Source organism: Acetobacter garciniae, from assembly GCF_017377735.1.
GTDB lineage: Bacteria > Pseudomonadota > Alphaproteobacteria > Acetobacterales > Acetobacteraceae > Acetobacter > Acetobacter garciniae.
The window spans coordinates 1-6,666 of record NZ_JAFVMH010000023.1 but is presented as its reverse complement, the minus strand read 5'-3'; the positions used below and the strand labels follow the sequence as shown (position 1 = coordinate 6,666).

The following is a 6,666-nucleotide window of genomic DNA, read 5'->3' as shown; positions in this document are numbered from 1 at the left end:
ACAGCGGGTGCGCTGGGTGGTATACAAGGCACCTTACGGCGGGTTGCAAATAATCTCGATGGCCTGCCTCAGGCTCTCTCCCAGGCGATTGCCAATGCGAACGCGTGGCAGCAGAGGGCCGAGATGTATCGGCAGTCCAAAGATGAGGTGCGGGCGATACTTGGCAAAGCACTTGCTGCGCTCGAGAAGGAAGAAACTTGCTCAGCCCAGCTCAGGACAGAGCTGAAGGCAGCGCAGCAGCAGGCCGAAGCGAACCGGGCCAATCGTGACGAGTGGAAGGCATGGGGTACCCAGACGCGTGACGGCCTGAAGCAGATGATTGCCCGGCGCGACGCGCGGATTGCCCAACTGGAAGCCGAACTCAAGGCGGCGCGAGGCGCATGAAGTTTCATACCGGCCTGGCGGCTTCCATGCTCCTCACGCTGACGGGCTGCGCCAGTGGTAATCTCCGTTCAGCCAATTCGCGGCCGCTGAAACCACCGCATGTCGTGCACGCGCAGTATGATCCGTATGCGGCCTACGGATCTGCCCCGGCACAGTGGGCGCCTGCAGTCGCATCGCGTGACGGCACTATCGTCAAGCCGACCGATCCCGTGGACCAGGCCGACCGGCCGGACTACGAACATGCGGCGTGGAGCGCGCAGGCCGCGGCCAGCAAAGCCGGGACGTTCTGAGGCGGCACGTGACAGCCATTCGTGATTTCGTGTAGAGTGAAGTCCATGTCGAACAGTCACTCCCAGGTTGCCCTGCTTCGTGCGATTGAGCGGCAAACAGAAAAAAATACCAAGACCCCGAAAACAGCGAAAGACGCGTTGATTCGCATGGGAATACTGACTAAATGCGGGAAAGTCACAGCGCATTACGCTGCCGAACCGCGCATGCGCAAGCCCATGCTGGCAAAGTCGGCGTGACCGCGATCACTGGCGCGAATTAGCCCAGAAGTTGGCAGAACCACGACTGCGCAAATGGTGGTTCTGGTAACGGATATGCTATACTGTTGCTTTAACCAACCGACAGGAGCCACATGATGAGCCAAGCACTCTCCCCCATCGTCTCCGAGTTCGAGACGGTCGAACAGGAAGCCGAATACACCGCATGGCTTAAGGCTAAGGTTGCCACAAGTATAGCCGATCCGCGTCCACCAATACCGCATGATGAGGTCGAACGGCGCATGGCCGAACGGCTTACCAAGCTGCACAAACGCAACGCCGCATAATGCTGCCTATCGTCTGGACAGAGACTGCTGACGAAGACCTTGCAAGTATCACGGAGCGCATTGGCGAAGATAATATCGGAGCCGCAGAACGAATGTGGCATCGGTTCCGTTCTTGCGTGCTTCCTTTGTCGGCTCACCCCTATCTCTACCCGATAAGCGACCGTATTCCAGGCCTACGTGAAATCGTAGCCCATCCGAATTACGTTATCCTGTATCGCGTAACATCGAGGAGTATTGAAATCGTCAATGTGGTTCACTCCCGCCGTCAGTTCCCTCTTTGAAGGCACTTCCTCCTCTATGACCGAGATTTCTACGCATGGACGACCGAGTAGATCGGATTACTGCGCACCGGGAAGCTCAGTGAGTCTGACCTCGGACATATTGCCCAAGAAATCGAGAGAAGCCTGAGGAAAAAGCGCGAACTCATCGGCCCCCTCAGACCTGCTGCCTAATTTGTAAAAATACAGCGATATTACTGCCACCGTATTCAAAATTTGCTGCCACACAATCGAGAAAAATCATGTGTCTCCGATCCGAAATAGACAAGTCAACACCATGACCGCCAATCTGATTCGTCTTTCAGCTGCTGTTATTCTTGTCCTCATCGCTCTGTCGTGGATCTCGTCGATCTTTCAGAACTTCGCTTGGATTATTGGCCCCGCCTTGCTTGCTTTCGCAGCCTATCGTCTATGGCGAGTGATGGAGAACGGACCGCCAGAAGCGACCCGTTACACAGAACGTGCTATGACTTTGGGCCGAAACAAGGCGAAGGAAATGGTTGACCGCTATCGGCATGAAAGCGAGGCGCGTCTCGAACGGGAGAGATTGCTTCGCGAACAAAATGCTCAGGTACTCAAGTCGTCGCCACCGAACGATCAACCGCCTTCATCTCATCCGGACGCGGCACCTCGACCAACCGCAAAGGCTGCCGCATTTCGAAAAGGTCCGACCGCGATCGAGAAACTTGATAACATGATCGGCCTGAAAGCGGTCAAGGATGAGGTGCATCGCTTGATGCGCAGGCTCGAACTCGAAAAAGAGAGGGAAAAAACTGGCTTCAAGGCCTCTGTCCCTTCTCTTCACTGTGTATTTCTGGGTAATCCAGGGACCGGCAAGACTACTGTAGCACGCCTGATGGGCGAAATTCTGCACGATTACGGATATCTACGTCGGGGCCATATGGTCGAGGCGGACCGGTCTCAACTTGTCGGTCAATATATCGGCCACACGGCTCCTATGGTTCAGGAGATCGTCTCACGGGCAACGGATGGCGTGCTCTTTATTGACGAAGCTTATACTCTGGCTCCAAAAAACGCAGGGAATGATTTCGGCGCTGAAGCGATCGACACTCTGCTCAAGCTGATGGAAGACCGACGGGATCGCATATGTGTCATCGTCGCCGGTTATACGACTGAAATGGAGCGATTTCTTTCCGCCAATCCGGGCCTCAAGTCGCGCTTTACGCGCACCATTGAATTTCCAGACTATGCTATCGATGAACTGGCCCAGATTTATGTTGGCTATGCTACGAAGGAAGGCTTTCTCCTGAATGAAAGCGCCACTTCCGCCGTCTTTCCCGCCTGCCAGGAACTCATTCGTCAGGGAGGCGCCCATTTCGGCAACGGGCGAGAGGTACGAACATTGTGGGAGAGAACAAGAGAGTCGCATGCCGAACGCGTCATGGCGCTGAAAACTCGTAATCAGGAAGCCCTGCATACGATCAGCGGCGTCGACATCGAAGATGCTGTCAAAAGAGGAGATCACGGATGAACGAAGATGGTCATCCCCCTTTGGAAGCCCGCTCATTTACTGAACGGCTTAAAGAGGCATTTCCTGTCGCTCTCAAGCAGGATGAGGCATTTCGCTACGCGCTCATTCTGGGAATCCTCGCGGTTGCAATCGCCATACATGGTCATCATGCAACAAACATCGTCCGATAGCACGATCGTCAAGTCGACCGATCCAGCCGACCGGCCGGACTACGAACATGCGGCGTGGAGCGCGCAGGCTGCGGCCAGCAAAGCCGGGACGTTCTGAACACCTGAGCCTCGTAGGATCGATGTATGGTTCTGAACATCGCGTACGTCTGCTACATACTCCTGTGTTTTTTTGGGATTTCGCTTGCTAATAGAACGCAGCCTTTGTCGGTGCGTTCTGACCTGGATGCTTCATCCCGGCAGACGGCCTTGCAATTGCAAGGTTTCACGATGTTGCTGTTTGCGTGCATGGTGGGCGCCCTCAGTGCCGGATTTGCATCGGCGATTGGCCGCATTTTGCTGCTTGTTCATTTGGCCGATCCATCCGTTGTGTCGACTGAACGGGCGGGCTCCATGACTGTTCTCAGACGGGTGACGTTGGTCGTGGCTGGCTTCTCTGGCCTCTATATCGGCTTCAGGGCCGCGCGCGTGTTTGCCAAGCTGTTTCTCATTGGCATTTTTCTTTATGTCGTCAGCGCCATCGCGGAGTGGATTTGGTATGGTGGGCGCTTTCAATTTTAACTAGACGCGGCCGCACCAGTTGCCCACGGTGTCTATATGGAGCCTAATGACGGCAGTAGTGCTTTCGCGAACCTGGAAGCTTCGACCTTTGGCCCATCTAACATTGCGATATACGTTGTGGCGTCCGGCGATGTCCTTCTTAAGCTGGTTCTATGCGCCTTAACGCCGGCTAACGTGCGAGCCGGATCTGTGCTGAGCAAGTGAAGGAGGAAGGCGTCCGGTTTGATTTTTTTCAACCCGTGCGAGGCCACAACCTGAGTATAGAAATCCTTGATATTCAAGGTTACAATAAAGTCTGCTTTCGCAGTCACAGCAGTTCCAATCACATGTGCGTCTTTTTTTTGACCGGCTGTCTGGCACTGAGTTTGTATTTGCGTGACGAGCGTTGATGGTGCTTGAAAATTCGCTGAGGGGTAAGCATTTGCCATCTCGGTCCGGCGCTTGTTAACAGCCGCTTCTCCGATCCGGGGGATGAGATTACGAGACCATTCGTTCTCAATGTCGTCGGACCAGACAGGAACGAAAATTCCGGTGTCTGCGATCCAAAGCAATAGATCCGTGAGCATACCTCTGTAGAGAACACAGGCATCGAGCGTGGCGATTATCGTGCTCAAAAGTCGTATTCTTCAGACAAAGCCGACAACTGCCTCAGAGCCTTACGTCTCCGCCTTTCCATGGATTCCTTAAGTAAAAGAACTTCTTTCAGTGCTAGTTTGTTTCGTGTCCTAACTTTCCGGGGGTGCAACTTCGTTTCCTTGATCAGATTCATTACGGATTGACGCGACATACCCAGAAGCCCAGCCGCTTGTTGTGGCGTAATTTCCTCAACCTCCTCGCTGGCAGACGATTGCCGCAATTTCTCGCTTTTAGAATGCGGCTTGAAGTGAACTCCATCGACTACACGCAGAAGATTTATGAGCTTTCTAGCAGATATTTCCACCTTGGTTTCTGGATCTGCATTCGAGACGATTTTTCGCAAACTTTTTGCCTGCCGCTTAGCCTCTGCGATTTCTTGTTGCGTCGCCATCACATCGATAATCACCATCGTGTCGCCCTCTCCCGCATGCATAAAATGTTTTATATGCCCTAATTGTCTTAACTGCAAGAAACACATCAATCGTGTCGTAGTGCCATTTGCCGCTGACCTGCTCATCACCATGACTGACGTGCTCATCGGCCTTCAGGCCGGTGAGCACGTCAGCCGATAGAGCTGATCGCCGTGCGGTTTGATGATGTTACCATGTGGGTCGAACTGATCGATGGTCGTGTCCTGGGGGTGCCTCTGGCGTGGTTCCCATTCCTCCTTCACGCGTCACCAGAGCAGCGTGCAGATTTCGAACTAAGTTATTCTGGCATTCATTGGGACGCCCTTAATGAGGACATCTCGACGGCTGGCAGGGCAGGCGGACATGACACGCCCCCCAAGGGTGGCTGCCTGAGGCCGCTCCGCGTAGCCTGCCAATGCCACAAATAGGGATAGCGCAAGACCATGCCCGGGCGGATTGCCATGCTCATGGTGCCGGAGCGGTCTCCAGGAGGTAGCTGTCGATAGCGCTGGCAATGCTGCCTGCCATCTCTTCAGACATGTCTGCCGTTGCGCCGGCAATGCGATTGTCGGCGACATGGATGAGCGCTTCATACTGCTCGACGCTAAGCATGATCAAACGCGGCTTGCCGCGTTGATTGATAGAAACAGGCCCCTGCAGGGCGCTCGCGATTATGTCGCCTGACTTGCGCGAGAGGTCGCTGGTCGAAAATGTACGCATCACATTCTCCTTACATTCTTCTCAATACAGCATTTACGTCTTTGCTGTAAATGCAGGAGATGTGGGTGGGAGAGTGAAGCTGCGTGTTAGCTCTCGATTATCGAGGCCAGAGGTTTCTTCCATCCGCAATGAAAGTCGCAAGGCCTCCAGGGGAGGCCGTGCGCAGCACCCAGTTCGCGTAACTCATGCGCAGGAACTCTGCGGCAAAAAGAACGGCCATCGATATATAGCGGATGCAGGTCGGGCCGACCGGTAGAAAACCCCGCCACAGCCAGGCCCAAAGTGACAGCACCGTAAATACGATCGCCAGGAGAAGCGCGAGACGGCCGTATCTCCGCGTCCGTCTGAGAAGACGGATGACCTCGACCGGTCTTTCGATCAGATCCGCGACATCGCGATCGGGTGGTGGCATGCCCAGACGGATCTGTCGCACCAGCTCCGTGCCGGTCCGGGCAAGCTGATAGCTCCGCACGAACGGACTGTACAAGGGATAGATAAGCCAGCCTCCAAGCCGCCATGCGACACGCCCGGCCCGCCGTGTGCCCCTGCCAGCCATTACGTATGCAGTTCCTGGACCAGGCGGGCCAGATCGTCGGGCAAGCCGGCTTCGACATGCGACATTCCCTTGCTGTCCGCCCACACGAAGGTCGGGGTGCCTTTCAGACCGACAGAATGGGCAGCGGCCATGTTGAGCTGCAGAAGGGCGGGGGAACTGTCAGTCTGGGCAATGTCGCCTGGCGCGTGACCCTGGGCCATGATCTTGTGCCACATCTGCCCCATGCCTTTGCGACCTGCCGACAGCATCGCTATTGCGGCCGGCGTGCTGGCATGAGCGTTCTCGTAATCGTTGATGGCGATCGGCACCAGGCCGAGCTGGATATCGCCCCGCTCGATGTAGGGCTGTAGCGCGGTGAACGCCCGGGTGGAATAAGGGCAGAGCGGATCAAGGATCATGTAGAGACGTGGCGCGGTCTCCCGTCCTTCAAGCCCAAACGAACTCGACGCGAGCGTTTTCACGGGATCTGTCTGCTCTGTCGCCTGGGCAGCCATCGGCTGCGCGACATTTTGTCCGGTATGCGCGGATGGCTTCCAGGTCACTGTCGGAATGGCGCCGGGGATCGGTGCGACAGTGTCGCGTGTGATATTCCGTCCGCCGGCGTCCCACATGACGCCCCCGATTTCGGCG

At 55.5% G+C, this 6,666-nt stretch carries 12 protein-coding genes and 1 pseudogene; 8 read left to right on the top strand and 5 right to left on the bottom strand.

The window, feature by feature from the left end; translation table 11 throughout:
- From J2D77_RS16905 to J2D77_RS16875, 7 genes and pseudogenes are all read left to right on the top strand, one after another.
- Positions 1–384, top strand: a pseudogene (locus J2D77_RS16905) (hypothetical protein); the annotation flags it as partial.
- Positions 381–674, top strand: coding sequence for a hypothetical protein (locus tag J2D77_RS16900; RefSeq protein WP_207847700.1), 294 nt, complete (start codon positions 381–383; stop codon positions 672–674). The pseudogene J2D77_RS16905 and the gene J2D77_RS16900, both read left to right, overlap by 4 nt.
- A gap of 45 nt (positions 675–719) precedes the next feature.
- Positions 720–911 (top strand): hypothetical protein, encoded by a 192-nt coding sequence (locus J2D77_RS16895; RefSeq protein ID WP_207847698.1) that lies wholly within the window; start codon positions 720–722, stop codon positions 909–911.
- Between the two features lie 113 nt (positions 912–1,024).
- Entirely contained in the window at positions 1,025–1,216 is a 192-nt protein-coding gene (gene relB, locus J2D77_RS16890; RefSeq protein ID WP_207847697.1) for a type II toxin-antitoxin system RelB family antitoxin, read from the top strand.
- Positions 1,216–1,497 carry a type II toxin-antitoxin system RelE/ParE family toxin gene (locus J2D77_RS16885; protein WP_207847696.1) on the top strand — a complete coding sequence of 94 codons (282 nt, stop codon included), beginning with the start codon at positions 1,216–1,218 and terminating at the stop codon, positions 1,495–1,497. Before relB ends, J2D77_RS16885 begins: the two co-directional genes overlap by 1 nt.
- A 274-nt stretch (positions 1,498–1,771) precedes the next feature.
- Positions 1,772–2,986: an AAA family ATPase gene (locus J2D77_RS16880; RefSeq protein ID WP_207847695.1), complete on the top strand. Its 1,215-nt coding sequence runs from the start codon at positions 1,772–1,774 to the stop codon at positions 2,984–2,986.
- Between the two features lie 293 nt (positions 2,987–3,279).
- The gene (locus tag J2D77_RS16875) at positions 3,280–3,714 is read left to right on the top strand and encodes a hypothetical protein (RefSeq protein ID WP_207847694.1); all 435 of its coding nucleotides are present in this window, start codon (positions 3,280–3,282) and stop codon (positions 3,712–3,714) included.
- A 32-nt stretch (positions 3,715–3,746) separates the two neighbouring features.
- On the opposite strand, the gene J2D77_RS16870 is transcribed toward J2D77_RS16875, so the two are convergent.
- Together J2D77_RS16870 and J2D77_RS16865 are read right to left on the bottom strand one after the other, a co-directional pair.
- On the bottom strand, positions 3,747–4,328 hold the full coding sequence (locus J2D77_RS16870) for a PIN domain-containing protein (RefSeq protein ID WP_207847693.1): 582 nt from the start codon (positions 4,326–4,328) through the stop codon (positions 3,747–3,749).
- Positions 4,325–4,888 carry a MerR family transcriptional regulator gene (locus J2D77_RS16865; RefSeq protein WP_207847692.1) on the bottom strand — a complete coding sequence of 188 codons (564 nt, stop codon included), beginning with the start codon at positions 4,886–4,888 and terminating at the stop codon, positions 4,325–4,327. The genes J2D77_RS16870 and J2D77_RS16865 overlap by 4 nt, the downstream gene beginning before the upstream one ends.
- A 45-nt stretch (positions 4,889–4,933) precedes the next feature.
- Between J2D77_RS16865 and J2D77_RS16860 the strand changes: the two genes are divergently transcribed.
- Complete coding sequence (locus J2D77_RS16860) at positions 4,934–5,188, top strand: DUF2442 domain-containing protein (protein WP_331000115.1); 255 nt, start codon at positions 4,934–4,936, stop codon at positions 5,186–5,188.
- Between the two features lie 37 nt (positions 5,189–5,225).
- Here J2D77_RS16860 and J2D77_RS16855 read toward each other — a convergent pair whose 3' ends face one another.
- The 3 genes from J2D77_RS16855 to J2D77_RS16845 form a co-directional block, all read right to left on the bottom strand.
- Positions 5,226–5,480 carry a type II toxin-antitoxin system Phd/YefM family antitoxin gene (locus J2D77_RS16855; RefSeq protein ID WP_207847691.1) on the bottom strand — a complete coding sequence of 85 codons (255 nt, stop codon included), beginning with the start codon at positions 5,478–5,480 and terminating at the stop codon, positions 5,226–5,228.
- Positions 5,481–5,577: 97 nt separating this feature from the next.
- Positions 5,578–6,036, bottom strand: coding sequence for a hypothetical protein (locus J2D77_RS16850; RefSeq protein ID WP_207847689.1), 459 nt, complete (start codon positions 6,034–6,036; stop codon positions 5,578–5,580).
- Positions 6,036–6,666 (bottom strand): DsbC family protein (locus tag J2D77_RS16845; protein WP_207847687.1); only part of this gene is annotated, 631 nt, incomplete at its 5' end. The genes J2D77_RS16845 and J2D77_RS16850, both read right to left, overlap by 1 nt.

Coding starts and splice junctions, on each gene's coding strand:
- J2D77_RS16895 (WP_207847698.1), top strand. CDS start 720: ATGTCGAACAGTCACTCCCAGGTTGCCCTGCTTCGTGCGATTGAGCGG.
- J2D77_RS16850 (WP_207847689.1), bottom strand. CDS start 6,036: ATGGCTGGCAGGGGCACACGGCGGGCCGGGCGTGTCGCATGGCGGCTT.
- J2D77_RS16875 (WP_207847694.1), top strand. CDS start 3,280: ATGGTTCTGAACATCGCGTACGTCTGCTACATACTCCTGTGTTTTTTT.
- J2D77_RS16880 (WP_207847695.1), top strand. CDS start 1,772: ATGACCGCCAATCTGATTCGTCTTTCAGCTGCTGTTATTCTTGTCCTC.
- J2D77_RS16885 (WP_207847696.1), top strand. CDS start 1,216: ATGCTGCCTATCGTCTGGACAGAGACTGCTGACGAAGACCTTGCAAGT.
- J2D77_RS16865 (WP_207847692.1), bottom strand. CDS start 4,888: ATGAGCACGTCAGTCATGGTGATGAGCAGGTCAGCGGCAAATGGCACT.
- J2D77_RS16855 (WP_207847691.1), bottom strand. CDS start 5,480: ATGCGTACATTTTCGACCAGCGACCTCTCGCGCAAGTCAGGCGACATA.
- J2D77_RS16900 (WP_207847700.1), top strand. CDS start 381: ATGAAGTTTCATACCGGCCTGGCGGCTTCCATGCTCCTCACGCTGACG.
- relB (WP_207847697.1), top strand. CDS start 1,025: ATGATGAGCCAAGCACTCTCCCCCATCGTCTCCGAGTTCGAGACGGTC.